A 25,336-nucleotide genomic window follows, 5' to 3' on the forward strand; every position below is an offset into this window, starting at 1 on the left:
TATGAAAAAACAAAATGTCCTGATGATGGCAGGTTGCTCCGGTGCGGCCAGTGTTGTAGCATCTGTTGCGGGGAGCCTTGGCTTTATCCCGTTGTGGGCCTCGGAAGTGCTGATTATCGTCATTTTCCCTATATTTCTTGTTTTACTTGGGCTCTGGTGGAATGCATCGAAAAAAGAGGGGGATACCCCGTTCATAGGGTTCTGATCTATATGATAGAATACCTGATCTTTGCTATCTTTGCCGGCCTCCTCCTTCACGGCATCCACCGGAAAGCGATCGCACGGATTCAGGGACGGCCCGGACCACCGATCTGGCAGGAGATCCTTCATGTCCTGAAATTCTCCTTCAAACAGACCTGGATCCCGAAGACCGCAAGCCAGGTTCTCTTCGTCGCCGTAGTGCCAATCGCCATCGGCATATGGAGCACCGCCTTCTTCGTGCTCCTCTCAGGGGAGAGCCTGCTCCTCCTTTTCGGAGTCTACATGATCCACAAGATCGTCGAGCACGGTCTCGGTCTCTCGTCGGGTTCGCCCTACGGCAAGTTCGGCGCCATCAGGTCGGTGATGTCGGCGGCCTCCGAGATACCGCTCTTCGCCACGATCGCTGCGGTCTATCTGGTCACCGATTCCCTGATGATCTCCGATATCCTCGCCTGGCAGGAGGTGCACGGCCCCCTCCTGCTGGCGATATGGCCGGCGGCCGCCGCCCTTTACATCGTCGTCCTGGCAAAGATGCATTACAGCCCCTTTGCCGTCATCGAGAGCAAGGAAATCGTAAGCGGGAACGTCACCGAGCACTTCGGCGTCTGGCGTGCAGGACTTGAGGCGGCCTTCGCCCTCAAGACCTTCGTGCTCATCTACGCCTTCATCCTGATCTTCATCGGACCGTTGCCCCTGTTGGCGCTGGCCGTGGCCATGCTCCTTGTGCTGCTGTCCCTCTCGTTTATCTGTGCCATCACGCCGATGCTCTCGCCCTTTGATACTGTCACCATCCAGATCGGGGTGGCGGGCGTGATTGTGGTCTATGTCCTCGCCATGGGGGTGTTATTATGAGTGTAATCCAGAATGCAATTGCCGGTGGAGCCGCAGTCTACGCCCTCATCCTGCTCATCCAGGCGTTAGAGCAGCCGTCTGTATCTGTCGGGGCGCTTGCGGCGGCACTGCTGCTGGCGGTTGCCGGAAGTCTGCTCTGGACGGGCAACGGGCACCGCCTCAAAACCATGGAGATGACACTGCTCTGGGGTTGTGTCGGGCTATTCGGGATCTACGGACTGCTTTCCCTGGGAGGGATAGTATGACTGAATATCTCTATGAAAAGGATCTGCGCCCCCTGAAATACAACGTGATCATAGGAAAACGTCAGGACCAGACGGTCAGAGAAATGGCCGCCCTTCTTGGCATCAGAATTCAGAAACTCCGCCTCCTTCTCATCGAACGGCTTGACATGTCCAATCTTGAGAACATGCCTGCCCGGTTCGAGGCCGGACTCTCCGCCATGGACAGCAAAGACCCTATCGCGGATGCCCTCGGCAGAGACCTCTTCGTCCGCTATGTCCAGGTCTTTACCAAATCGGAGATGGAGGCCGCATATGCCAGGGCACGATCCCTTGCCGACGGCGGACTCGCCCATGATGATGCGGTCGGGGAAGGCAAGGCAATGCTCAGGGAAGTGATATCACCATGACTGGAATGCTCCAGAAATTTAAAAATGCCGTGCGTTCCCGCTCAATTCATGTCGCATACGTGGACACAGGTTCGTGCAACGGCTGCGACATCGAGGTGCTCGCCTGCCTCTCGCCGCGCTACGACCTTGAGCAGTACGGCATCTATGTCCACAACAACCCGCGGGAGGCAGACGTCCTGCTGGTGATCGGTTGCGTCACTCCCCAGTGGGAAGACAAACTCCCGGCGATCTGGGAGAAGATCCCCGAACCGAAGGTGGCGATCGCCATCGGCAACTGCCCGGTATCGGGCTGTGTCTTCAACCGCGAGGGGAGTTATGTGAACCCGCCTGCATCCAAATATATCCCTATCGCCGCAAATGTGCCGGGATGCCCGCCAAGACCGACCGAAATCATCAGAGCGGTCCTTTCGCTTGCGCCAACAGTATTCAAAGACTACGAGGAGAAAAAACCATGAAAAGAACGGTCGATGTTGCAGTGCCCCTCGGACCGGTCCACCCCTGCTGGAAAGAGCCAATCAGGATCAAATGCGAAACAAAGGGGGAACTCGTCTATAACACCGAGGTGGAACTCGGCTACATGAAGAAAGGGATCGAACGGATCATGCAAGGTCGCCCCTGGCAGGAGGTGATGTTCCTTGCTGAACGGGTATGCGGCATCTGTTCCGTTGTCCACAATATGGTCTTCACCGAGACGATGGAGGCGATCAGCGGGATCGCACCGCCTGAACGTGCGGCCCTGCTGCGGGTGATCGTCAACGAACTCGACCGCATCCAGAGCCATCTCATCGCCAACTTCTCATATTGCTATACCATCGAGCATGAGACCATTGGGATGTATCTCCTCAATGAACGCGAGCATGCCATGGACATGATCGAGATGATCACCGGCAACCGGGTGAACACCGCCTACATGATCCCGGGCGGGGTCCGCTACGACCTGCAGCCAGAGGACGAGAACACTCTCAGGACGACCCTCGATCTGCTCGAACGGAACATCCGCCGGTATACTCAGATGTTTGAAGACGGACCGATGATCGGGCTGCGAAGCCGGGGCGTTGGTGTGCTCACCAGAGACGAAGCCCTCGAAGCCCATGCAGTCGGACCGACGGCGCGGGCAAGCGGGATCGATGTTGATATGCGCACATCTCACCCGACCTACCAGAAACTGGACTTCAAACCGATCATCCGGACCGAGTGCGACAATTACGCCAGGATCATGGTCAGGTTCGAGGAGATCATCCAGTCCATCAATCTGATCAGGAAGGCGCTTTCAATGAAGTCCGACGGGCTGGTGAGGGGTGGCGGCATCTGCCAGGGTGGTGAGATGCGATACTCGGGTGAGGCGCCCAGGGGAGAACTCACCTACTTTGTGAAGGCCGACCGCTACGGCAGGGTGGAGGAGATCGCCATTCAGACTCCATCCATCATGAACATTGACGCATGCTCACACTACATGCTGAAAAGGGCCAGATCCATCGCTGACGTGACCTCGTCCTTCATCAGTTCCGACCCCTGTGTGGCATGCACTGAGAGGTAAAAGATGGGTCTGTCAATCGTCTGGTACGTCAGAGAATTCCTGCGCGGGGAATGGATCAAGAAATTCTTCCTGGTAAAGACCGCTCCACTCGAAGATCCACCCTACTTCAGGGGATATCCGGCGCTGACCGGGAAGGAGTGCACCCATTGCCTCTCCTGCATGATGATCTGCCCGACACCGGGAGCGATCGAGGTCGTCCGGGAGGGCGAGACATGGGTGCCGAAGATCTATCCGGGCCACTGCATCAGGTGCGGCCTCTGTGTCGAGGCCTGCCCTGAGGACGTGCTCGACGCCGGGCGCGTCCTCGACACCCAGCACACCGACGGCACCTCGATCTCGGTCCGCTATCAGGTGACGGTCAACCCGGACACCTGCGTACGCTGCGGCAACTGCGTGGTCGCCTGCCCGGTGAACAAGGAGGCCGACCCGCAGCTCGGGGCGAGCGGCACCTCGGCAAACGATGATGTGATCATGCGCATCCACCGCGGCAACCTCTGGGTGCTCCACGACGAGAAGTGCACCGGGTGCAAGACCTGTGAGAGCGTCTGCCCGACCAATGCGATCAGGATCGCCCGCGTCGCCGAGGGGCGGCAGGGGGTGGACGAATGAGGTTTGTCTTCAATACCGGGCGGACGGCCGCACAGGGTGCCGGGCTCGAGCGCAAGACCTCTGAGGAGTATCAGAAGGCGACCTCAGTCGCCAGGATGAACCCGGTGGACATGATGGACCTGGAGATCGAGGACGGCGAACGGCTACGCGTCAGCGGTCCGGCAGGAACGGTGGTGCTCAGGGTGGAGGCGAACGACGGCATCCCGCGGGGGACGGTGTTTGTCCCCCTCGGCCCCTACGCCAATGCCGTTCTGGACGGCGAGACCCATGGCACCGGCATGCCCGACTACAAGTCGGTCAGTGTGGAGATCGAACCCACCGACGATCCGGTACCGACGATCCCGGCACTGATGGAAGGGATCGGGGGCGTCGCCCTCAGGAGGGAGGAGTGATGATCCACAGAGATATGGTCTGCCCGTTCTGCGGATGCCTCTGCGACGACCTGGTGGTGGAGACCGAGGACGGACAGGTGGTGCAGGTGGACAACGCCTGCACACTCGGCAGCAACAAGATGATGGGGGCATGGCAGCACCGTCTAAAAAGCCCGGTGATGCGGGACGGCGGGGGGTGGCGGGACACCACCTATGAGGAGGCATGCGAGTATGCCGCCGGCGTGCTCCTGGACGCCGACCGACCCCTGATGTACGGCTGGTCGAGCACCCAGGGTGAGGCGCAGGGCATCGGCGTTTCCATGGCCGAACTGCTCGGCGGCGTTATCGATTCCACCACCTCGGTCTGCCACGGTCCCTCGATCCTGGCCATCCAGGAGGTCGGTCACCCGGGGTGCACCCTGGGACAGGTGAAAAACCGCGCAGACCTCGTCATCTACTGGGCATGCAACCCGACCGAGGCGCATCCCCGGCACATGAGCAGGTACACCACCTATGCCGACGGCTTTTTCATGGAAAACGCCTTCAGGGACAGAAAGCTCATCGTCGTCGATGTCAGGAAGAGCGATACCGCCTCGATCGCCGACGAGTTCATGCAGGTGAAACCGGGCGGCGATTATGCGGTGCTCTCGGCATTGCGGGCGATCGTGCGGGGCCGCGCCGATGTGGTGCCAAAGACGGTGGCCGGCGTCACGAAGGAGCAGCTGGTGCGGGTGGCGGCGCTGTGCAAGGAGGCCCGGTTCGGCGCCCTCTTCTTTGGCGTCGGGCTCACGATGGCCCCAGGCAAGTACAAGAATGTCAGGAACGCCATCGAACTGGTCGACGAACTCAACCGCCATACCAAATGGACCCTGACACCCCTCCGCGGCCACTACAATGTCTATGGCTCAAACGAAGTCTTCACCTGGATGACCGGGTACCCGTATGCCGTCGATTTTTCCCGGCAGATCGCCTTCTACAACCCGGGCGAGACAACGGCGGTGGACATCCTGGCGCGGCAGGAGTGCGATGCCTGCCTGATCGTGGCGTCTGATCCAGGCGCCCATTTCCCAAAACAATGCCTTGAACACCTTGCAGAGATCCCGACCGTGCTCATCGATCCGATGCAGACGGCCACCACGCCCCTCTGCCGGTGCCAGATACCGACGGCGGTGACCGGGATGGACGCCTCCGGCACCGCCTACCGGATGGATGGGGTGCCCATCCACCTGAAGAAGTTTCTGGACCTCGGCTATCCGACCGATACCGAGATCATCGGCCGGATCTTCAAGCAGGTGAAGGAGGTGAAACACCCATGAACGAACTGCTGATCAAAAACGCCTTTGTGATCGATCCGATCAACAACATCACCGGCGAACAGATGGACCTCGCCGTCCGCGACGGCCGGATCGTGGAGGACGTCGGGGCGAACGCCGAGGTGATCGATGCCGGCGGGTGTCTCACCCTGCCGGGTGGCATCGATTCCCATACTCATGTCTGCGGCACCAAGGTGAACTTCGGGCGTTATATGAGCCCTGAGGACATGCGGGCCGGCAGGGAGGCGCGAAGGGGGGTGAAACACGCCACATCAGGCTATTCGGTCCCGACGACCTATGCAAACTCCTACCGCTATGCCATCATGGGCTACACCACCCTGCTGGAGGGGGCAATGGCGCCCCTGGAGGCGCGGCACACCCATGAGGAGTTCTCGGCCACCCCGCTCCAGGACATGATGGCCAACACCCTCTTCGACGGCAACTGGGGGGTGATGGAGGCGATCCGGGACGGCGATACCGAACGCGCCGCCGCCATCGTCGGATGGACCATCTCGGCCGTCAAGGGCTTCGGGATCAAGATCACCAATCCGGGCGGCACCGAGGCCTGGGGGTGGGGCAAGGACGTCACCTGCATCAGGGACCCGGTCCCCTATTTCGAGGTGACACCGGCCGAGATCATCGAGACGCTGATCCGCTCGTGCGAGATGCTCCGCCTCCCCCACTCGGTCCACCTCCACTGCAACAACCTGGGCAAACCGGGCAATTACGGCTGCACCATGGAGACCTTCAACCTGGTGCCTGACCTGAACGATAAACGCCAGACGCTGTATGCCACCCATGTCCAGTTCCACAGCTACGGGGGATCGGGCTGGAAGGACTTCTGCTCAAAGGCCGAACCGGTTGCCGGACTCGTGAACAACCGCCCGCAGATCGTCATCGATATGGGGCAGGTGATGTTCGGCAAGACCACGACGATGACCGCCGACGGCCCGATGGAGTTCAACCTCTACCGCCTCCACCACAACAAGTGGTCCAACCACGATGTGGAGCTGGAGACCGGGTCCGGGATCATCCCGGTGCTCTACCGCAGGAAGAACCTGGTGAACTCGATCATGTGGGCGATCGGGCTTGAACTGGCGCTCCTTGTCGAGAACCCCTGGCAGTGCATGCTCACGACCGATAACCCGAACGGTGCCCCCTTCGTGAAGTATCCGGAGATCATCGCCCTGCTGATGAGCAAAAAGTATCGGGACGCGGAGTTTGCCACCGTCCACCCGGAAACCGGGTCGAGGACGGTGCTCCCCTCCCTTGAGCGCGAACTGGACTGGAACGAGATCGCCGTCATGACGCGGGCCGGACAGGCGAAGGCGCTCGGGATCACCGATATCGGCAAGGGGCACCTCGGTCTGGGCGCCGAGGCCGACATCGCCGTCTATCCCCTCAAGGTCGGGGAGATCGATCCGGCAAAGGAGTATGAGCAGGTGATCGAGGGCTTCTCAAAGGCGAAGTGGACGATCAAGCGCGGCCGACCGATGGCGCGGGACGGCGAGATCCTGGTCCACGGCGAGAACACCACGATCTGGGCGGACCCGGTGATCCGCCCTGACCGCGACATTGCACAGGACCCCGATTTCTGCGAGATGTTCAACCACTGGTATTCGGTGCGGATGAGCAACTACCCGGTGCAGGACGAATATCTCCAGAGAAACCTGCGTATGCAGAGCGAGGCAGACCTATGAGGATCATTCTGACAATGCGCCCGCGTAAAAACCCGAAGATACCGATCGAAGCCGAGATGATCGTCCCATCACTGCTGATGAAGGGGGATGACGTCACGGTATGGGAGGGAAACCGCGAACGGCGGCTGGACGAGGTCTTCGAGGTCGCCATCGAAGGGGAGGCGTCATCTCCGGCAGACGTGGAGGTGGTGCTGCGCGGTGACACCGCACGCGTGAAGCGTATCGGCGAGTACATGGACGGCGGGCAGATCACCGTCGAAGGCGACATCGGGATGCATTGCGGAAATTTCATGGAGGCCGGCACCATTGAGGTGATGGGCAATGCCGGCGGCTGGCTCGGGCGTGAGATGCGTGGCGGCACGATCATCTGTCGGGGCAATGCCGGTCACTACTGTGCATCCGGCTACCGCGGCGAGAAGAAGGGAATGACCGGCGGCAGAATAGAGGTCTTTGGAAATGCAGGCGATTTTGTCGCCGAATACCTCACCGGCGGCGAGGTGTTTGTGCACGGCAACTGCGGCGACATGCCGGGTGTGGAGATGCATGGCGGGACACTCACCATCAGCGGCGACTGCTCCCGCCCCTGCGGAAATATGACCAGCGGCACCTGCACGGTATTCGGCTGCGCATACGGGATGATGCCGACCTTTGCCCTGCAAGGAGAAGAAATCGCCTCCGATGGAGAAAAGATTCATTCATTCACCGGAGATGTCGCAAACAGAGGAAAGGGAAACCTTTTCGTGAGGCGCTATCAATATCTCGAGTAATGATCAGGCACGAATGCGGTTACGAGGAACCCGCCTACTGCAGAAAATGTGGGCGCCCCCTCGAATACGATCCTCGCCGGGGCATATACTGTCCCCACTGCGGCCGTCAGGTCACAATGCTCTGCCCCCAATGCGGGAAGCGATGGTGAAAATCAGGCCATCCTGCTTCTGAGCCAGCGTGCATATTCAGAACGGAGCCTGGTCTTTTCTGCATCATCCAGATCCATTTTTCCGGTCTCATCCAGAAAGTCCTCGAGTTTCACGATGAGTCGCTCCGCATCGCGGTGATCGGTCGCTTCCAGATAGACAGGTGCTCGTCCCGCATCGATCACCTCGCCGCAGACATGGCAGAGCTTCCAGTGCTGATAGGGGTCGACATAGGTGAAGGTCAGGCACCCGGGACAGCGGATGACGCGGTACATCAGGGGGAGATGCGCGTTGCTCTGTAAAAAAGATTCCTCAATGAAACGGAAAAATATGATTAGTGTTCGTGACCGCAGTCATGACCGTCATGGCTGCAGACATTGGCGCTGGTGACCAGTTCTCCCTTGAGGAAGAGAGCGATCGCCTCCTCGACACTGCCTGAAACACCGAGGTAGACCTCGATGCCACGGGCACAGAAGAGATCGACCGCCTTCGGGCCCATGCCGCCGGCAATCACAACCGTCGCCCCGTTCTCCGCGAGCAGTGCCGGAAGAACACCCGGCGAATGACCGGGACTGGCGATGTCGGTCCGACCGACGACGGTGCCGTTCTCGACCTCAAAGATCGCATATCCCTCGCACTGTCCAAAATGCTGCGACACCTCGGTGCCGTCCCGTGCAACTCCAACTTTCATGGGTAAAACCTCGTATCTATACAATGGATCCGTTCGGTCTTGAACCTATCATTTGAGACAAAAAAAAGTTACCAGCGCCCGCGGCCACCAAAACGCCCGCGGCCGCGGCCACCGCAGAAACCACATCCGCATCCCCATGGGATGCCGCCCCGTCCAACGCCATACATCATGTTCTGAGGCGGCGGGACAGCGGTCCCGGTAGTTTCCTGGGGCGTCTGTGCTGCTGTCGATACGACAGGCGCCGCCGGTCTGCACCGGCCAAGCCCCCGCCCGGTCATCGGGCCCATTCCACGCGGCCCGGTTCCATCAAATCCCGGCATAGTGTTTCACTCCTGAAGGCGGCATCAGGCCGTCCTCAATTATTACTCATATGCGCACAATTACATAAACCCCTCCCTCGGGGCAAGACGGAGTAATAAAAAAGGGTGATCCATTTACCAGTGCCAGTGCCAGTGCCACCGACCCCGTCGCCCGCTCTCCGGAAGCCGGACAAGAGTCTCCATCTGGCCCCCTCCCGCCTCCTTCTGGCGCTCTCCTGTGGCAAATGATGGACCGTACTTTCTCCCGGCACGTTCCTCTTTCCCGCGTGCACCCACGCTATACCATCCCCCCCGCGGACGGACCCCCGCCCGCGTGCATCTCCATCGAAGCAGGGCTATATTAAGGTTCAGGGAACGGACCGACCGATGGCTATTAGTCCGGAGGAGGCGGATCCTATGATATGCATATCGAGGTTATTCCGGTAGAAGGGCTGCCGATCATCCATCCGGGCGATAATCTTGCGGAAATGATCTCCACTCTGGTCTCCTTCGAGGACGGCGATATTCTCTGTCTCGCCTCCTCGGTCTACTCCAAGGCGGCGGGTTATCTGAGACGGCTTGACGAGATCACACCGACGGAGGATGCCCTCAGGATCGCTTCAAAGACCCGCGAGGACCCGCGGTTTGTCCAGGCCGTCCTCGACGATTCGACTGACGTGATCCTTGAAGCACCCTTCATCCTCTCCGAGACCGTTACCGGCCATGTGGGGGTCAGGGCGGGCATCGACCACTCCAATGTGGAGGACGGCATGATCATCCGTCTCCCCCCCGATCCGATGGGGGCTGCCGGGGAGATGCGGGAGAGGATTTCATCTGCCACCGGCAGGGATGTGCGTGTGATCATCACCGACACCTGCGGTCGGTCCTTCCGTCGCGGGCAGGCGGGGGTCGCCATCGGATGGAGCGGGATGCAGGCAATCCGGGATTTCAGGGGGGATCACGACCTCTTCGGCCACATCCTCGAGATCACCGAGGAGGCGGTGGTCGACGAGATCGCCGGTTTTGCAAATTTTGTGATGGGGGAGAGCAACAACGGTGTTCCGGCAGTCGTATTCAGGAACTGTCCGCAGTGGAGTGGTCACGACAGCCTGCATTTCAGCAGGGACGAGGATATCATCAGAACAGCACTGTGCAATAAATAACCTTCAGAAGAGGGGGAACACCCCCTCCTCCCATAGGGATGCTGGCAACAGATGAAATATCGGCTGCTTACGTGCGTTCACTCACATAAGGGCCCCTATCACTTCCGGAAAAAAAGGTTAATAGAACGTATTCATGAAGAAAATAATTACACCGACCACAGCAGCGACGGCCATCACATATTCGGGTTTGATGTGGACTGCCCTGCGGTCCTCACTATCATAATAGTTCACAAGACCCGCCGACGAGACGAGACGCCCGCCACTCTTCTTTGCCATGTACAGAAATTTCTCATTCACTATATATAAAATCGGTGCCAACCCTCCAGCATGCCAGAACAGGTCTACAGGGGAACCGTTCTTGCAGGTGAGAATTTCGAGCCCATTCAGGCGGCTGTAATTGTGGAAAACGGCATTATCACCGGCATCGAGGAGGAGACAGCAGTGCCGCCGGTCTGGATCTCTCCGGCGTTCTTTAACGCCCACACGCACCTTGGCGACACCGTGGCAATGGACTGCGCCTCCAATGGCGGGGACCTGGCGGCGCTCGTCACCCCTCCGAATGGTCTCAAACACCGAATCCTGGCAGCAACACCCGTCGAACAACTGATCGCCGGGATGAAGGCAAGCATCAGGACCATGCGGGAGTCCGGCACGGCAGGATTCGCCGATTTCAGGGAGGGGGGGATAGAGGGAGTTCGCGCCCTTCAAGAGGCGCTCGAGGACGAACCTTGCCTGCCGATCATTTTCGGACGCGAGGGAGGCGAGAGAGAGGCGCACGGTATCGGCATCAGCAGTGTGCGGGATGTGACAGATGCAGAAGAGCAGGTGCGCCGCGCACGGGCGTCAGGAAAACTGGTGGCCTTCCATGCCGGCGAAAAGGACCCGGACGATATCGATGGAGCACTCGCCTATGATCCCGACCTGCTGGTGCACTGCACCCATGCGACGCGGGATCAACTCCGCCGGATCGCCGACGCCGGCATAGCGATCGCCGTCTGCGTACGCTCGAACTGGATCCTGGGCGTCACCCGCGGCGCCGAGCACCCGCCCCTGCAGACGATGGCGGATCTGGGGTGTACGGTCTATCTCGGCACCGACAACGTGATGTTTGTTCAGCCAGACATGCTCAGGGAGATGTGTTTCTGTGATGCGGTCTCGCCTCTTCCCCCAGAGTGGATCCTGCGCGCTGCCGTCGGCGGCGCCTCGCTTGGTGGCGGCAGATCATTTGATATACAAATCGGCAACCCCGCACATTTTGTCCTGATAGACGCCCGGAGATCCGCCCTTCAATATTCAACCAATCCAATCGCCTCAATCGTTCGCCGGGTTGGGGGGAAAGAGATTCTAGAAACTGTTATATGCCGAGACTGCGAATAAAATAGCAGATTCCGTTTTTGTGAGGTGCAGGAATGTTCCATAAAATCGTCGTTGCCATCGACGGCTCAGAGATCAGCATGAAGGCGCTGGAAGTTGCGCTCTCAGAGGCCAGAATCTGGAATGCAGAACTTCATGTGATCTATGTCGTCGAAACCAGTATGTTCTCCTCCATCCCCATGGACAACACATGGGAGATCATCTACTCGCTCCTGGAGAAGGAGGGGCAGGACGTCTTCCAGAAGAGCAAGGATCTCGCCGCACAGGACGGGATTTCGCTCATCACCCACCTGAAAGATGGCCATGCAGGGAATGAGATCCTCTCCCTTGCCGAAGAGTTGAACGCCGATCTGATCGCAATCGGATCCCGCGGAAAGAGCAATATCGATCGCCTGCTCCTCGGGAGCGTATCGGAGCATGTCGTCAGAAACAGCCACTGCACGACAATGGTGGTGAGATAATTCCATTGACCCCCTCAGAGATGCTGGTCTCCGACTATATGACAAAGGATGTCGTAGGAGTCGAGATTCCAAGCAACAGAGATGACATCCTCAAGATCCTCAAACATACCGGCATTTCAGGTGTGCCGGTGACGGAGAAGGGGCGTGTTGTGGGTGTCGTCACCAGAAAGGATCTGCTACGCAAATCCGAGGAGACACAGGTCGCCCTGCTGATGTCGCAGAAGCCCATCGTCATCAGCCCTGATGCCAGTCTCGTGGAGGCGGCCGCCATCATGACCGGGCACTCATTCCGGCGTCTGCCGGTCGTGGACGACGATGGCATTCTGGTCGGTCTGATCAGTGTGGCCGATCTCGTTGCAGCCATCGCACAACTCAGGATCAAGGACGAGATCAGGGATTTTTACCTGAGCACCACATTCGCCCTCTGGGAGGAGACCCCCCTCCCCCTCGTCGGGCGGATCATGGAGATCTCTGATGTCGAGGCCGTCCCGATCATGGATGAACGGGGCAGGATCTCAGGGATCATCTCAGAACGGGACCTGATCAGGAACTCCCATATCGAGGACTCGGTCGAGGTCTCAGACTTTTCCAACGGCACCGACGACGACGAATGGACATGGGAGAGCATCAGGGACATGCATGTGATGAGTTACGGCGTCTCAAAGGTGCAGCTCCCGGAAAAACCGGTACGGGGCGCGATGGTCTCCAACGTGATTACCGTCCCCAAGAATGCCGGAATCTCAGAATGTGCTCTGATGATGAAACGGGCCCGTCTCGACCAGCTGCCGGTGGTCAATGGCGATAAGCGTCTCATCGCCATGCTCTTTGACAGGGAACTGATCAGGGTTCTCTGCATGGAGCAGGATCAATAACCTTTAAATTTTTCAATATCAGTAATAGGGATAACGCTTTTACACATTTTCAGCGTGTAATTTTAGGGGGTATTTCAATGCCTGAGATATATCAGGAAGTTATGAAGGGCACTACGACAGTAGGCCTTGTATTTGATGAGGGGATCGTCCTCGCCACTGAGAAGCGCGCAACAATGGGCAACCTCATCGCCAGCAAGAAGGCAAAGAAGGTCTATCAGATCGCCGATAGAATCGGCATGACCACCGCAGGAGGCGTCGGCGACGCCCAGTCACTCGCCCGCCTCATGCAGGTGGAATGCAGCCTCTACAGTGTCCGCCACGGCAAACCCATCTCTGTCGGGGCGGCAGCCACCCTGCTCTCCAACTATCTGCAGCAGAACCGCTACTATCCATATTATGTGCAGCTCCTGGTCGGCGGCGTGGACAGGAAGGGGCCGTCGGTCTACTCGGTGGACGCCCTCGGCGGCGCCTCGAAAGAGGACGAGATCGTCTCGACCGGATCGGGATCCCCGATGGCCTATGGCGTGCTCGAGGACCGATACCACCCCAATATGCCTGAAAGTGAGGCAGCGGAGCTTGCAACGCGCGCTCTCAAGGCTGCAATGCGCCGGGACTCAGCATCCGGCGAAGATATCAGCGTTGTTGTGATCACGAAAGACAAATATGAAGAACGAGCCCTTGCGGTCACACAGAAGAACCCAGAACTCACCCAATAATTCTTTTTTAGGACGATATTGATGTTAATTGAGGACAGACTAAAGGAACTCAGGGATAAGATCAACGCCAAGGTCCCTGCCGGGATCTCCATCTCTGATGTCGAGTTTGAAGGACCAGAACTGGTCATCTACACCGATGACCCCAAGAAGTTTGCAGACCAGGAGGACCTGATCAAGGTCCTTGCACGGGAACTGCGCAAACGCATCGTTGTCCGCCCGAATATTCTCGAAGATCCGGAGACTGCAGCCACCAAGATTCAGGGCGTCGTGCCGGAGAACGCAGGAATCACCGATATCTTCTTTGATCCTGACACCGGAGAGGTGCTGATCGAGGCCGAAAAACCGGGCGTCGTCATCGGCAAGAACGGGGCGACCCTCAGGGAGATCACCAAAAACACCTGCTGGACACCGAAGGTCGTGCGCACCCCGCCGATCGAGAGCTCAACGGTCAAGCAGGTCCGTCAGTTCCTGCGCTCAGTTAAAGACGAACGAAAAACGTTCCTGAGAACTATCGGAAGGCGTATCCACCGTGACGTGATCATGAAGGACCAGTGGGTGCGCGTGACCACCCTGGGCTGCTGCAGGGAGGTCGGACGCGCCGCATTCCTGCTGACGACCCCGGAGAGCAAGGTGCTGATCGATTGCGGCGAGAAACCAGGGAACACTGCAAGCACCCCCTATCTGTATGTTCCTGAAATATCGCCCCTGACGTCCCTTGACGCCGTCGTCCTCACACACGCACATCTCGACCACTGCGCCCTCGTACCCCTCCTCTTCAAATATGGTTACGATGGCCCGGTCTACTCCACACCGCCGACCCGTGACCTTGCCACCATGCTCCAGCTCGATTACCTTGATGTGGTCAAGAAGGACAGCGGCAGGCAACCCTATACCTCCAACGAGGTGAAGGAGTACATCAAGCACTCGATCACCCTCAACTACGGGTCGGTCACCGACATCGCACCCGACATCAAACTCACCTTCCACAATGCGGGGCACATCCTCGGTTCGGCCATCGCGCATTTCCACATCGGGGACGGCCTTTACAACATCGCCTTCACCGGGGATTTCAACTACCAGAAGACCCGCCTCTTCTCCCCGGCGGTCTCGACCTTCCCGCGGCTCGAGGCAATGTTCATGGAGAGCACCTATGGCGGTTCAAACGCACTCCAGCCCCCTCGTGATATCGCCGAGAACAAACTCTATGAGATCGTGAACAGGACGATCGAGCGCGGCGGCAAGGTGATCATACCGGCCTTCGCCGTCGGTAGGTCGCAGGAGGTAATGCTCGCCCTCGAAGAGGGCATGCGCAAACAGCGCATCCCGCGGGTGAAGGTCTATCTTGACGGCATGATCAAGGAAGCAACGGCCATCCATACCGTATATCCCGAATATCTCAACAATGATCTAAGAAACCAGATCTTCAGAGACGGGATGAACCCCTTCCTCTCCGACTGCTTTGTTCAGGTGGACTCACCTGACCTCAGGGAAAAGGTGATCGGCGGCGAACCCTGTGTGATCGTCACCACGAGCGGTATGCTCAGCGGCGGTCCGGTGATGGAATATCTCTATTCCCTCGCACCCGACGAGCGCAACACCCTGGTCTTCGTCGGCTATCAGGCCGACGGCACCTTCGGGCGGCGCCTCCAGAAGGGGTGGCGCGAGATCCCGATCGGCACACGGGACACCATGGTCGTGAAGCTGGATATCGAGACCGTCGACGGCTTTTCCGGTCACTCGGACAGGAAGCAGCTGATGAGTTTTGTCCAGCACCTCCAGCCGCGGCCGGAGAAGGTCTACACCATCCATGGCGACGAGGGGAACACCATCGATCTGGCGAGTTCGATCTACAAACGCTTCCATATTGAGACGCGCTCGCCGATGAACCTCGAGACCTACCGTATGGTATAATGAAACAGCGCCTCCCGATCCTTCTCGGCGTCTTCGCCATCATGGCGCTCTCGAACGCCGTTGTACCGGTGCTGCCCGCCCTCGCAGGCGGCACCGCCGTTCAGGGGGCGATATTCTCTGCCTATTTCTTTGGGGCGATGCTGACGGTGCTGCCCGCCGGCATCCTCTCCGATCGTCTCGGCCGGGTGCCGCTGATGCAGGGCGGGCTTCTGCTGACGGTGCTGAGCGGCGGGCTGATCTATCTCTTCCCGGATCCGTCCATCCTGCTTACCGCCCGTTCTATCGAGGGGATCGGGGCCGGCCTCTTTGTTCCGGCGGCGATGTCCTGGATCAATCTTCAACCTGATCACGAGAGGTTGAGCGGCAACTTTATCGCTGCCCTGAATGTCGGGCTTGTAGGCGGGCTTGTGGGGGCCGGCTGGATTGCCGGTCAGGCAGGGATATTCGGTGGCATCGTCCTTTTTACCGTCATTTCTCTTCTCCCCCTGCTGTTGAGCCTGGGAATCGTCGATGTGGGGGGGGCAGTGCGGGGAGGCGCCGCCGACTTCATCGACATCGGCCGCGATTATTTCTGGCTGTATATCTCGGCAGTCATACTCGTCGGCGCAACCGGTGCCGTGACGGCGATCTACCCGGAGTTCACGGGCGAGAGTCCAACCACAATCGGCCTGCAACTCGGGATGATGAACGTCGCCACGATAGTCACATCGATCGCCTCCTCACGGGTCCGTCTCGCTCCGATCCCGACGATCAGGGCTTCGGCCGTGCTGATGGCCGTGGCGGTGGCGTGTTCATTCTTCACCCCGGCAGCATTCGTGCTGATCGGCGGGATTGCCGGCGTGGTGATCATCGCCCAGATCAACTTTCTATCAGCACATCCAACAGATCAGGGAGCGATCATGGGGCTCTTCAATGCCTCGAGCTATGGCGGCATGACCATTCTGCCGTTCATGGCAGGAGTGGTGGCAGAGGCCCGGGGATTCCCGGCGGCCTTCCTCATCGTCACCGTGCTCGCCGCCTGCATGGCCCTGACTGTCGGGAGATGCCGGTGCAGAACCACACATTCAGGTGAAAGAGTATGAGCAAAACATTTGAGAACCTGGACGGCACCTCTGTTGCCGAACGCTTTGCCTCAATCGGGATCGAGGCCGGAGCGCGAATAGACATCCTTGACCTCCAGCGCCTCCAGCGCCGCTACAATTTCCGTGCGGCGGTCTACTTTGAGGAGGAGATGGCCAGGAAAAACGACCTCGCCGCTGATGATGCAGAATATGCGAACGTACCCGAGACCGAGCGACCCTTCGTCTCGGTTGATGCCTTCTTATCCTTCGCACGGGAGTTTGACCCCTACTCATTTGAACTGAGGCTGAAGGAGTGCCCCCTCATGATCGAGATCATCGGGGTGGGGATGATCGGCGCCAGACCCCATGTGATCGGTCTGATGCCCTTCCTCGACGAACTGGAGACATTTGAGGAGCCCGAGATCCACAAGTAGATGTGCTGATCAGGGGTCCTGACATACGGATCACCCTTTTTAGGCCATGCTCTCACCGGCACAGATTGCCGCTATTTCAGGGCCGGCCACATCTATGTTGATTTCAGGTCAGAATCCCAGCAATTCAAGGGCGATCCCTGCCGCCTCCCGTTTTGCGGCGGCCTTGCTTCGGCCGCTCCCGATCGCCGAGAACCGTCCGGGTATGCTGACCGCACACAGAAAGGTCGGGGCATGGTCCGGGCCTTCCCGCATCAGGGGAAGATAGTCCGGCAGGCCGAGACGCTCCTGCTGGAACCACTCCTGAAGTCTGCCGATTGTATTCTCGCCAAGGTCAAAATGGAGGACGTCGTCTCCGATGAGACCGAGCACGATCTCTCGTGTGCGGTCAAGACCGACATGGAGATAGAGGGCACAGATGAACGCCTCAAATACATCGGCGATGATCGAGGGCGTGAGCGCCTGACCGCCGCCGAGAAGGATGAGTTCTTCAAGCCCGATACCGCTGCCCGGGACGATGGTGCTGAGATGCTCGTTTTTTGTCGCCTCCATCCGTTTGGAGAGCGCCCCCACAGAACAGGAAAAGGTGCAGGCAAGGTATTCGGCGACGATGAAGTTGAGTATCCGGTCGCCGAGAAATTCAAGGCGTTCATAGTCCGGACGGGGGAGGGGGCCGAGCGGATGCTCATGGGCATACGAACGATGGGTGAACGCCCGGTCGTAGCGGAGCAGCGCCTCATCGTCAATGTCTGCGATCCCGATCTGGGGCTGGGTGAGAAAACGGAGGAGTTCGTGTTTGCGTGTCCATTCCATCGTGCGGTCTCCGGGTCCAGGGAAACATATTTTCCCTTTTAGAGTTGGATTGTTCGCATTATGAAGATGCTCATCGGAGGCGCATGGAGCGATGCGACAGCAGGTCGAAGGCTCGGCGTGGTCAACCCGGCCACCTGGGAGGAGATCGATCAGGTGCCGCTCGGTGGACCGGACGATGCCGGGGCTGCCGTGGAGGCGGCAGCCGATGCACTCAGGGGATGGGGGGACCTGCCCGTGCTCGAACGGGCCGGGCGCCTGACCCGCACCGCCTCCCTGGTCAGGGAAGAGACAGAACGGCTTGCGGCACTGCTGGTGAGCGAGCAGGGCAAACCCCTGCGAGAAGCACGGGACGAAATCAGGGGGTTTGCCCATATCCTCGAGTATTATGCCGGACTTGCCTCATCACTCCGCGGCGACGCCGTCCGGACCGGGGCATACGGCCGGATCATCACGGAAAAACGGCCGATCGGGGTGTGTGCTGCGATCGTGCCCTGGAACATGCCGGTGATCATCGCCGGATGGAAGATCGGTCCGGCCCTCATGGCCGGAAACACGCTCGTCCTCAAACCAGCGAGCAACACACCGCTGACGACACTTGCCATCGGAGAACTCTTCGTCCGCGCCGGTCTGCCACCGGGTGTCCTCAATATTGTGACCGGACCGGGAGAGTCGCTCGGGGAAGCGCTGGTGACGCACCCGGGGGTCAGGAAAGTGTCCTTCACCGGTGCGACCGACACCGGCAGGCACATCGCCGAGGCGGCGGCACCGACAATGAAATATCTCACCCTTGAACTCGGCGGGAGCGATCCGATGATCGTCTGCGACGATGCCGACCTTGATGCGGCCGCAAATGGTGCGGTGGCGGCCCGGTTCTATAATTGCGGGCAGACATGCACGGCAGTGAAACGGGTATATGTGTTCTCTGAAATCGCCGAACGCTTCAGGGAACGGGTGGCACAGCGTGTAGAGGAGATCACTGTCGGAAACGGCATGGAAAAGGGGGTTCGAATGGGACCGCTCTCCAATGCCGCCGGATATACGCATATCGAGCAGATCGTCGATGAGATGAAGGGCGAAGCGGAGATTATCGCCGGAGGAGAACGTCAGGGAGACAGGGGATGGTTCTACCGCCCAACGGTGATCTGCGGGTGTTCACCGGATGCCCTCCCCCTCCGCGAAGAGGTCTTCGGTCCGGTGCTCCCGATCGTCGAGGTCGAAACCCTTGACGAGGCGATCACAGAGGCAAACAGCACACGCTATGGGCTGGGAGCGTCAATCTGGACAAATAGCCTCTCCCGCACAGAACAGGGCTGCCGGGAACTGGAGGCCGGCATCGTATGGGTGAACCAGCACCTGAAGATCCCGCCCGAGGCCCCGTTCGGCGGGGTGAAGGGGAGCGGCATCGGGAGGGAAAACGGCCCCGGAGCGCTTGATCGTTATACCGAAGAGCGCTCGATCCTTGTCAGGATCTAACTGAACAATCCCCTGCCGGGTTTGCTGAGGGGGAGGGTCCGGAGGGGCATACCGGCATAAACCCGGATAATTGTGCCCCGCCTCCACCACGTTCTCCACGACGAACAGAGGCAGACGGGAGTGTTCAATCCGTTCGGAAATCATACTGCAGAGGGGACAGATGCGGGAGATCTCCCCGGCAGGAGTGCCGCCCTGCAGGAGCACTATCGCAAAACAGAGCGCTCGACGATCGGGTCACGGCCATGCCTGATCAGTTTTCAGACTTCAGGTTGTTTCCGGCATGGCAGACGTCTATTCCCGGATAAACGGTTCGGCAAATTCGACCGTCAAAGGTGTGGTGAGGGAAAAAATAGGTGCTTTTCAGTCCCTGAAGAGCACATGGGTGGTCATGGAGCTGGCGCCGAAGAAGCGCTTGCAGAACTCTGCCATGACCTTCGGGCCGTATTCCTTGCACGAGAAGATGTCGAGGTAGGCACCGTTGGTCTCGTTCGCAAAGTGACCGGAGACAAGGGAGGTCTCGATGAGCTGCATCATGGAGTAGCCGGCGACCTTCTCGCACGGGCCGAAGTGGACAACCGTCGGTTCGCCGAATCTCTTCATGTCAATGAGGTCGCAGAGTTCTACGATGAACTGCTTGATCCTGTCGGCGTCTCTGATCGTCGCCGGGTCGCAGTCCTTCAGGTCAACGCTGGTGTACAGACCCCAGGATCCCTGTTCCTTGAACTTCTTGATGATCTCATCGTCGGAAAGGGTGTCCCAGTAGTTCATGGTCTCGTTCACATTCAGCAGGTCAGTCTGATGCATAGTCTCGGTCTCAGTCATGTTCATCACGATCCCCCTCCGGAGCGGACCGGAAGGCATTGATGTAATTACAACTCGAATTGAGGATTTAAACATATCTATCGAGATACCTTGGAGCGTTCCGGATAATGACAGCAATATGAAGCAATAATTGAATATTATTGACCATTAAGCGTCAATTTCCAATATTGTCCCCAATATTGCCAACAATTCCAACAAAGCCCAGATTAAACCGCTTTTCGGATCGCCATATTCGATCGGCGACGCTCACACCCCCGATCGGTTCTGCGCTCAATAATTGGCCAGATCTGAATTTGGCGCGAGATTGACGAACCAAAAAGCAAATGAACGGGTTTTATTTGCCACATTCTGGCAAATTCTGTTTTAATTTGCCAAAAAAAGAATCAAGAAAGAATTTTTGGACCAAATATCCTCTATCGTGCCATATTGGATGCGATTCTGAATCGGACCGGCAATTGTCGAATTCAGTATGAAAAATAATATGAGAATTTTGTGGACGTCGATGCACATCACTGTTCATCTTCAGGGTCAGGGGGCAGGCGGCGGCGGCACCTCCGCACACTCCGGGGCGGGGCCGCACTCCCTGCGGTAGCTCTCCACTGCACGGGGTGCGCCATGGAGAAGACGCCGCACCGTATTATAGACGCTCGGCTGTTGAACGGGATCGGCAGAACGCATGATGCGGAGGAGCACCCCGACAAGCGGCGCCTGATACACATCTTCCATCAGGTCAAGGGCTCCGAAGACCTCCAGGGCACCGACGGTATTGTACTCGTTCACCGTTGCGAGGTCAGAGAGCACATCGGCAAGATAGTCCCTCCCCTCTTCCGTCTCAAGAGAGATCGCCCGGTTCCGCGCAAACCGGCCGAATAGAGCTCTTTGATCGTTGGACTGCTCGATCCTGAAGGTGGGGGAGGCGGCGGCCCGGCGGATCAGGTGCAGGGCGTCAGGGGCCCTGATGCCGCCGACGGTCGCCAGATAGGACTCCCATGAGACCGGATGGGAGCATGAATCCCTCTCAAACGACTCAAGCATGGAGAGACGGTCGGGCGCCGAGGAGTCCAGATACAGGGCGAAGGCAACAAGGCGGTCGGTGGCGCAGACCGCCGTCTCAAACTGATCCCTGATAATGGTGTGCACCTCGCCGGTATCAAGAGCGGCCAGAGTGGAGAGGAGGACGGATTTCACCTGCCTGGCCTTGATTGCCGCCGGGCTCCGGCCCTGAGGGGCTGCCGCATAGGTGGTGTAGAGATGCAGGAGACCGTCCTGGTGCCGCCCTGCAATACCGTGTATCAATCGCCTCCGCGCCTCGTAAAGGGCGGTATAGTGATGGGCATATCGGGGATCGTTCACCGTCTCGAAGATCGTCAGGAACTGTCCACCCGCCTCAGCCATCAGGGCAGGGTCGGATACGCACTCATACCAGAGGTCACAGAACCCCTCCGAGGGGACCGCAGAGCGATCCTCGAGCAGGGCGATCATCTCCCGTTCGGCAAGCGCCTGGAGTGCACAGAACCGGCCGATCACATCGGAATCGAGACGGACCTGCATGAAACGTTCTTCTACAGAAGCATCGTCATCCAGTCGTCCGTAGAACGAGTAGCCCCGGTTGGCCGAGACAAATGCGGGACGGTCGACCCCTTCGAACACCACCTCCTCATGCCGCCCGGTGACAATGTGCGTTCGCTCTGCCAGGGGCGTGCCGTTTCGGTCCATCAGGGCGATGACAAGGGGAAACTCCCACGTTTCAGCATCATGGGGCGTTTCCTGATCCAGGATAAGAGTGCAGGTCCGCATCTCCGGATCATAGCGTCTCGAGAGGCGTAGCGTCGGAAAACCGGTCTGTTTCAGCCAGAGATTGGCCATCCGCCCGAAACTGCGGTTGGCCTCCTCCTCCATCGCATCCAGCCAGTCCTGCCGTGAGGCGTTTGCATGGGCGAACCGGTGATGATACCGCGCAAGGGCACGGGCAAACGCCTCCGGTCCCATGATCCGCTCGATCATCCTGACAAACTCAGGGGCCTTCACGTAGGTGACGCCGGTGATCAGTTCATTGGGGTCATTGAAACCGTCGGGCTCGATCGGCATCGAGGCCGCCCCGGCATCGAGGGCAAAGGTCCCCCCCTCCGGAGCGACGAGATCGATCACCGTCTGGAGGCGGGCATAGGCATCGCCAAAGAGAAAGGCGAAGTATGCGTCCTCCACATGAACGGTCACCGCTTCGTTCAGCCAGAGCTCAAACGGACTCTTGCCGGTTACTTCAGAGCCATTGAGATTGTGATAATACTCGTGCACCTTCACCCGCACCATGTACTCATAGGCGCGGTCGGTCATCTGCGGGACGGGCATGATCCGGTTCGTGGTGATCGTGGTGTTGCCGACATTTTCCATGCCCCCATAGTCTGAGTTCTGCATCCCGATCTCGCGGTATATCGCTCCGGTATAGGCATAACCCGGCGTGATCTCCCTGATCTCCCCGGCCAGTCTGCGGCGCAGTTCATCAGTAGTTTCCCGGTCGCCGGATGCCTTCGCCAGGTCACGTTCCCTGCAGAGGTCGTAGATGCGGCGGCGGCGAGGGCGGTCCCGGTACATCTCCGGTCCGGTGAAGAGATAGACCCAGAGCACCCCGTCGGCAAGCACCTCCAGTGCCGATTGGACGACACCGGCGTCCGAACCCGGCGGCACCAGGAGTTCGAGGAGGAAGGTCCGGCCATCCGGGTACTCAAACTCCCTCCTGAAGGAGGCATAGGTGCCGACACCAAGGAAGAAGAGGTAGGGGGCCATCGGCGTCTTCAGATTTGAATAGGTGATCGATGCCCGTCCGCCACTGCCGGGCTGTATTTCAGAGAGGGGGTCACCGTTGGAGATGAGATCAGTATACCGCCCGTCGGCGATGATCGTCGTCTGATAGGTGCATTTTGCTGTCATATCGTCAAAGCAGGGAACGATCCGCTGGAACCCCCACTGCTGACACTGGGTGATCTGGGTCGGGGGAGCACCGGGCGGCGTGACATCATAATACAGACCCTCAAGCAGGTGATCGGTAGGTCTGCAGCGTGTCTCGGTGACAAGATGGAGGTCTGTCCCGCCCGGGACAGGGCGCTCGAAGAGGAAGGAAAGGAGATGACGGCCACGGTCATATTCCGTCAGGGCAGGAAATTCCTCACACTCGGCACGCTGAATTTCGAGATCACGCGCATTGAGATCAAGGCGAGTGACGGCGGCATCCCGCACCCGCACATGCATCCTCGATGAGACATCGGTATACTCGTCATGGACCGAAAAACGGAGGTCCATGTGGATGACATCCACCGGCAGATCGCCAAAATCTTCAGGATAGTAGATAAAAAGACGGGTCATCGGCCTCACCAGTGGTGGGGCCGGACGGCCCATTATTGTTCTGTTCGAAGGTTCTGCAGTGTGGTCCGGATGCGGCCGAGTGGAACGGCACCTTCAAAGAGGATGCAGAGCGTCGAGTCCTTTCCGGGGACGGCAAGAAGAATGCCGCCCGATGTTTCAAGAATGAAGCCACCCACACTCTCCGGCGCGGCGAGCGTTTCCGCCGCGCCGACGGCGTCGATGACAGCACGACAGGAAAGACCGGCGGGACGGGATCCAGAAGAGATGGTGAGGTCGTCACCGGCACAGCGACCGACCATCAACACCCCGGCCTCGCCTGAGAGTGCCGAGATCGGGTCGAGGGATTGAGGGTCTGCCCGCGCCGGTTTCACCTCCTGGACGGGTGGAGAAGGGGATATGCCAGGGGACCGCTCCAGGGGCGCATCGTGGACGTGCACGCCGTTTTCACGACACCAGAGGATCGCCGCCGCAAACTCGTCCCCGGTATATTTACGGAGGGTGAATGTCACCGCCTCCTGTGAACCAAGATATTCTCGAGCTGCATTTCCGCGCAGCGTCATACCTGCCGATCGGAAACAGAAGGCCACCGCCTCGCCCCGACGGATCAGGATAAACCCGTCCCCATCCTTGACGCTGACGTCGACCTTTCCAAGAAATCGAACAGTATGAGAGAAGATCCAGGGAAGCGGAGCCTCCGTACTTCCAAGGCTGGTGCCTTCAGGTAGTGCAGGGTTCATAGGACCGAGGTGATCAGATCCAGATTCTTTCTCATCTCATACCGCACCCTCCCGGTGTTTGCATCAGGTTCGAGGATAGCGGCAAGTGTCCCGCCGTCCGGGAGGGGCATCGCAAGGAGCAGGTGCGTCCCTGCCTCGATAAGGGCACCGGAAAAATTCTCAGCACCGAGGGAGTCGGCAAGCGTCCCCCAGCTGCCGGCGGCTGACGGGATGAGCCGGGCGATGCCGGTCCAATCGCGGGATCCGGCCTCACCCAGGATCTCTCCCCCGGGCGAGGTGACGCTGATCCCGATCGCCCCGGCAGCAAGAATTCTGTTCAGCACAAATGCCAGCATGGAAGAGCCCTGCATGCCGCCTCACCTGAGGGCAAGAATACCCTGCCTGATCCGTGCAGCGATCCCCTCCCCGAGGGTGGCCCTCACTGCTGCATGGACGGCATCAGCAAGCACCGGGAGATCTGTTGGCACCAGATCGTCCGGCGTCTTTCCAAGGGAGGTACGTGAACAGCGTGAGAGGACGACCCTGGCAGACGGGCCGACCTCCTCCCCGAGGATAGCGATCACTCTGTCGTTCAGCGGCATGCGCATCCTTTCTCACTCCCCGTCTTCACGCGCCAGTGCGTCCAGGATCTTATAGGAGTTGATCATCCTGTTGAATGATGATGCAAGATCCCCGATCTCGTCGTTGGTCATTACACTGACCTCGGCGTTGCGCAGGTCGCCCATGGAGACTGAACGGGCCACCTCCGAAAGGCGGGTGATGGGGCTTGTGATGCTGCTCGCAAGGAAAAAGCTCCACATCACCACAATAGAGAGTGTGGTCAGTGTCAACAGGAAGATCGTTGCCGGGAGACCGATGGCGGAGACGATACCTCCGGTATCCCCGGCAGCCATGATGCCGATGAGTACGATGGGGATCACCGCCACAAAGAGCATGCTCACAAAGAGTTTGTAAAAGATCGGGATCTGGAGAGTCAGGGTGCCCCCTCCTATCCCGCTCCTGATCATTCCATCCATGGCAGATC

30 protein-coding genes are annotated in these 25,336 nt (G+C 59.0%); 20 read left to right on the forward strand and 10 right to left on the reverse strand.

Features of this window, described 5'->3' with window-relative positions; all coding sequences use genetic code 11:
• Position 1 precedes the first annotated feature (1 nt).
• The 11 genes from CUJ86_RS08640 to CUJ86_RS08690 are packed head-to-tail and all read left to right on the forward strand — an operon-like array spanning position 2 to position 7,981.
• A complete protein-coding gene (locus tag CUJ86_RS08640; protein ID WP_130647165.1) occupies positions 2–205 on the forward strand; it encodes a hypothetical protein in 204 nt (67 codons plus the stop codon).
• Positions 206–210: 5 nt separating this feature from the next.
• Positions 211–1,053 carry a respiratory chain complex I subunit 1 family protein gene (locus CUJ86_RS08645; RefSeq protein ID WP_130647166.1) on the forward strand — a complete coding sequence of 281 codons (843 nt, stop codon included), beginning with the start codon at positions 211–213 and terminating at the stop codon, positions 1,051–1,053.
• The gene (locus CUJ86_RS08650) at positions 1,050–1,298 is read left to right on the forward strand and encodes a hypothetical protein (RefSeq protein WP_130647167.1); all 249 of its coding nucleotides are present in this window, start codon (positions 1,050–1,052) and stop codon (positions 1,296–1,298) included. The genes CUJ86_RS08645 and CUJ86_RS08650 overlap by 4 nt, the downstream gene beginning before the upstream one ends.
• Positions 1,295–1,684 carry a DUF1959 domain-containing protein gene (locus tag CUJ86_RS08655; protein ID WP_130647168.1) on the forward strand — a complete coding sequence of 130 codons (390 nt, stop codon included), beginning with the start codon at positions 1,295–1,297 and terminating at the stop codon, positions 1,682–1,684. Before CUJ86_RS08650 ends, CUJ86_RS08655 begins: the two co-directional genes overlap by 4 nt.
• A complete protein-coding gene (locus CUJ86_RS08660) occupies positions 1,681–2,139 on the forward strand; it encodes an NADH-quinone oxidoreductase subunit B family protein (RefSeq protein WP_130647169.1) in 459 nt (152 codons plus the stop codon). The genes CUJ86_RS08655 and CUJ86_RS08660 overlap by 4 nt, the downstream gene beginning before the upstream one ends.
• Positions 2,136–3,221 carry a hydrogenase large subunit gene (locus tag CUJ86_RS08665; protein ID WP_130647170.1) on the forward strand — a complete coding sequence of 362 codons (1,086 nt, stop codon included), beginning with the start codon at positions 2,136–2,138 and terminating at the stop codon, positions 3,219–3,221. Before CUJ86_RS08660 ends, CUJ86_RS08665 begins: the two co-directional genes overlap by 4 nt.
• Positions 3,222–3,224: 3 nt before the next feature.
• Positions 3,225–3,830 carry a 4Fe-4S binding protein gene (locus CUJ86_RS08670; RefSeq protein WP_207231401.1) on the forward strand — a complete coding sequence of 202 codons (606 nt, stop codon included), beginning with the start codon at positions 3,225–3,227 and terminating at the stop codon, positions 3,828–3,830.
• A complete protein-coding gene (locus tag CUJ86_RS08675) occupies positions 3,827–4,222 on the forward strand; it encodes a molybdopterin dinucleotide binding domain-containing protein (protein ID WP_130647171.1) in 396 nt (131 codons plus the stop codon). The genes CUJ86_RS08670 and CUJ86_RS08675 overlap by 4 nt, the downstream gene beginning before the upstream one ends.
• On the forward strand, positions 4,222–5,517 hold the full coding sequence (locus CUJ86_RS08680) for a formylmethanofuran dehydrogenase subunit B (protein WP_130647172.1): 1,296 nt from the start codon (positions 4,222–4,224) through the stop codon (positions 5,515–5,517). Before CUJ86_RS08675 ends, CUJ86_RS08680 begins: the two co-directional genes overlap by 1 nt.
• Positions 5,514–7,214: a formylmethanofuran dehydrogenase subunit A gene (locus CUJ86_RS08685; protein WP_130647173.1), complete on the forward strand. Its 1,701-nt coding sequence runs from the start codon at positions 5,514–5,516 to the stop codon at positions 7,212–7,214. The genes CUJ86_RS08680 and CUJ86_RS08685 overlap by 4 nt, the downstream gene beginning before the upstream one ends.
• Positions 7,211–7,981, forward strand: coding sequence for a formylmethanofuran dehydrogenase subunit C (locus CUJ86_RS08690; protein WP_130647174.1), 771 nt, complete (start codon positions 7,211–7,213; stop codon positions 7,979–7,981). Before CUJ86_RS08685 ends, CUJ86_RS08690 begins: the two co-directional genes overlap by 4 nt.
• Before the next feature lie 152 nt (positions 7,982–8,133).
• Here CUJ86_RS08690 and CUJ86_RS08700 read toward each other — a convergent pair whose 3' ends face one another.
• Both CUJ86_RS08700 and CUJ86_RS08705 read right to left on the reverse strand, forming a co-directional pair.
• Complete coding sequence (locus CUJ86_RS08700; protein WP_130647176.1) at positions 8,134–8,403, reverse strand: DUF1922 domain-containing protein; 270 nt, start codon at positions 8,401–8,403, stop codon at positions 8,134–8,136.
• Between the two features lie 59 nt (positions 8,404–8,462).
• Positions 8,463–8,819 carry a NifB/NifX family molybdenum-iron cluster-binding protein gene (locus tag CUJ86_RS08705; RefSeq protein WP_130647177.1) on the reverse strand — a complete coding sequence of 119 codons (357 nt, stop codon included), beginning with the start codon at positions 8,817–8,819 and terminating at the stop codon, positions 8,463–8,465.
• Positions 8,820–9,540: 721 nt separating this feature from the next.
• Between CUJ86_RS08705 and CUJ86_RS08720 the strand changes: the two genes are divergently transcribed.
• A complete protein-coding gene (locus CUJ86_RS08720) occupies positions 9,541–10,281 on the forward strand; it encodes a coenzyme F420-0:L-glutamate ligase (RefSeq protein WP_130647179.1) in 741 nt (246 codons plus the stop codon).
• Positions 10,282–10,398: 117 nt separating this feature from the next.
• Here CUJ86_RS08720 and CUJ86_RS08725 read toward each other — a convergent pair whose 3' ends face one another.
• Entirely contained in the window at positions 10,399–10,557 is a 159-nt protein-coding gene (locus CUJ86_RS08725) for a preprotein translocase subunit Sec61beta (RefSeq protein WP_207231402.1), read from the reverse strand.
• Between the two features lie 51 nt (positions 10,558–10,608).
• Between CUJ86_RS08725 and CUJ86_RS08730 the strand changes: the two genes are divergently transcribed.
• The 7 genes from CUJ86_RS08730 to CUJ86_RS08760 all read left to right on the forward strand — a co-directional run bounded on the left by CUJ86_RS08730 (position 10,609) and on the right by CUJ86_RS08760 (position 17,110).
• On the forward strand, positions 10,609–11,658 hold the full coding sequence (locus tag CUJ86_RS08730) for an amidohydrolase family protein (protein ID WP_130647180.1): 1,050 nt from the start codon (positions 10,609–10,611) through the stop codon (positions 11,656–11,658).
• Positions 11,659–11,690: 32 nt separating this feature from the next.
• The gene (locus CUJ86_RS08735) at positions 11,691–12,116 is read left to right on the forward strand and encodes a universal stress protein (RefSeq protein ID WP_130647181.1); all 426 of its coding nucleotides are present in this window, start codon (positions 11,691–11,693) and stop codon (positions 12,114–12,116) included.
• Between the two features lie 20 nt (positions 12,117–12,136).
• The gene (locus CUJ86_RS08740; RefSeq protein WP_130647366.1) at positions 12,137–12,988 is read left to right on the forward strand and encodes a CBS domain-containing protein; all 852 of its coding nucleotides are present in this window, start codon (positions 12,137–12,139) and stop codon (positions 12,986–12,988) included.
• A 77-nt stretch (positions 12,989–13,065) separates the two neighbouring features.
• Entirely contained in the window at positions 13,066–13,704 is a 639-nt protein-coding gene (gene psmB, locus CUJ86_RS08745; RefSeq protein ID WP_130647182.1) for an archaeal proteasome endopeptidase complex subunit beta, read from the forward strand.
• Positions 13,705–13,725: 21 nt separating this feature from the next.
• Positions 13,726–15,615 carry a beta-CASP ribonuclease aCPSF1 gene (locus CUJ86_RS08750; protein ID WP_130647183.1) on the forward strand — a complete coding sequence of 630 codons (1,890 nt, stop codon included), beginning with the start codon at positions 13,726–13,728 and terminating at the stop codon, positions 15,613–15,615.
• Positions 15,615–16,697, forward strand: a complete 1,083-nt coding sequence (locus CUJ86_RS08755) for an MFS transporter (protein ID WP_130647184.1) — start codon at positions 15,615–15,617, stop codon at positions 16,695–16,697. Before CUJ86_RS08750 ends, CUJ86_RS08755 begins: the two co-directional genes overlap by 1 nt.
• The gene (locus CUJ86_RS08760) at positions 16,694–17,110 is read left to right on the forward strand and encodes a hypothetical protein (RefSeq protein ID WP_130647185.1); all 417 of its coding nucleotides are present in this window, start codon (positions 16,694–16,696) and stop codon (positions 17,108–17,110) included. Before CUJ86_RS08755 ends, CUJ86_RS08760 begins: the two co-directional genes overlap by 4 nt.
• A 108-nt stretch (positions 17,111–17,218) precedes the next feature.
• On the opposite strand, the gene CUJ86_RS08765 is transcribed toward CUJ86_RS08760, so the two are convergent.
• Entirely contained in the window at positions 17,219–17,920 is a 702-nt protein-coding gene (locus CUJ86_RS08765; RefSeq protein ID WP_130647186.1) for a ribonuclease III family protein, read from the reverse strand.
• Between the two features lie 60 nt (positions 17,921–17,980).
• On the opposite strand from CUJ86_RS08765, the gene CUJ86_RS08770 reads away from it, so the two are divergent.
• On the forward strand, positions 17,981–19,393 hold the full coding sequence (locus CUJ86_RS08770) for an aldehyde dehydrogenase family protein (RefSeq protein ID WP_165394844.1): 1,413 nt from the start codon (positions 17,981–17,983) through the stop codon (positions 19,391–19,393).
• 360 nt (positions 19,394–19,753) lie between these two features.
• Here the strand turns inward: CUJ86_RS08770 and speD are convergent, their stop codons facing one another.
• From speD to CUJ86_RS08800, 6 genes are all read right to left on the reverse strand, one after another.
• Positions 19,754–20,197 carry an S-adenosylmethionine decarboxylase gene (gene speD, locus CUJ86_RS08775; protein WP_130647188.1) on the reverse strand — a complete coding sequence of 148 codons (444 nt, stop codon included), beginning with the start codon at positions 20,195–20,197 and terminating at the stop codon, positions 19,754–19,756.
• Positions 20,198–20,743: 546 nt separating this feature from the next.
• Positions 20,744–23,575, reverse strand: coding sequence for a M1 family metallopeptidase (locus CUJ86_RS08780; RefSeq protein ID WP_130647189.1), 2,832 nt, complete (start codon positions 23,573–23,575; stop codon positions 20,744–20,746).
• 32 nt (positions 23,576–23,607) lie between these two features.
• Positions 23,608–24,312 (reverse strand): hypothetical protein, encoded by a 705-nt coding sequence (locus tag CUJ86_RS08785; RefSeq protein ID WP_130647190.1) that lies wholly within the window; start codon positions 24,310–24,312, stop codon positions 23,608–23,610.
• Positions 24,309–24,662: a roadblock/LC7 domain-containing protein gene (locus tag CUJ86_RS08790; protein WP_130647191.1), complete on the reverse strand. Its 354-nt coding sequence runs from the start codon at positions 24,660–24,662 to the stop codon at positions 24,309–24,311. Before CUJ86_RS08790 ends, CUJ86_RS08785 begins: the two co-directional genes overlap by 4 nt.
• A 6-nt stretch (positions 24,663–24,668) precedes the next feature.
• Positions 24,669–24,893: a hypothetical protein gene (locus CUJ86_RS08795; RefSeq protein WP_130647192.1), complete on the reverse strand. Its 225-nt coding sequence runs from the start codon at positions 24,891–24,893 to the stop codon at positions 24,669–24,671.
• Positions 24,894–24,905: 12 nt separating this feature from the next.
• Positions 24,906–25,328, reverse strand: a complete 423-nt coding sequence (locus CUJ86_RS08800; protein ID WP_130647193.1) for a HAMP domain-containing protein — start codon at positions 25,326–25,328, stop codon at positions 24,906–24,908.
• Between the last annotated feature and the right edge of the window lie 8 nt (positions 25,329–25,336).

This window comes from Methanofollis fontis, from assembly GCF_004297185.1.
GTDB lineage: Archaea > Halobacteriota > Methanomicrobia > Methanomicrobiales > Methanofollaceae > Methanofollis > Methanofollis fontis.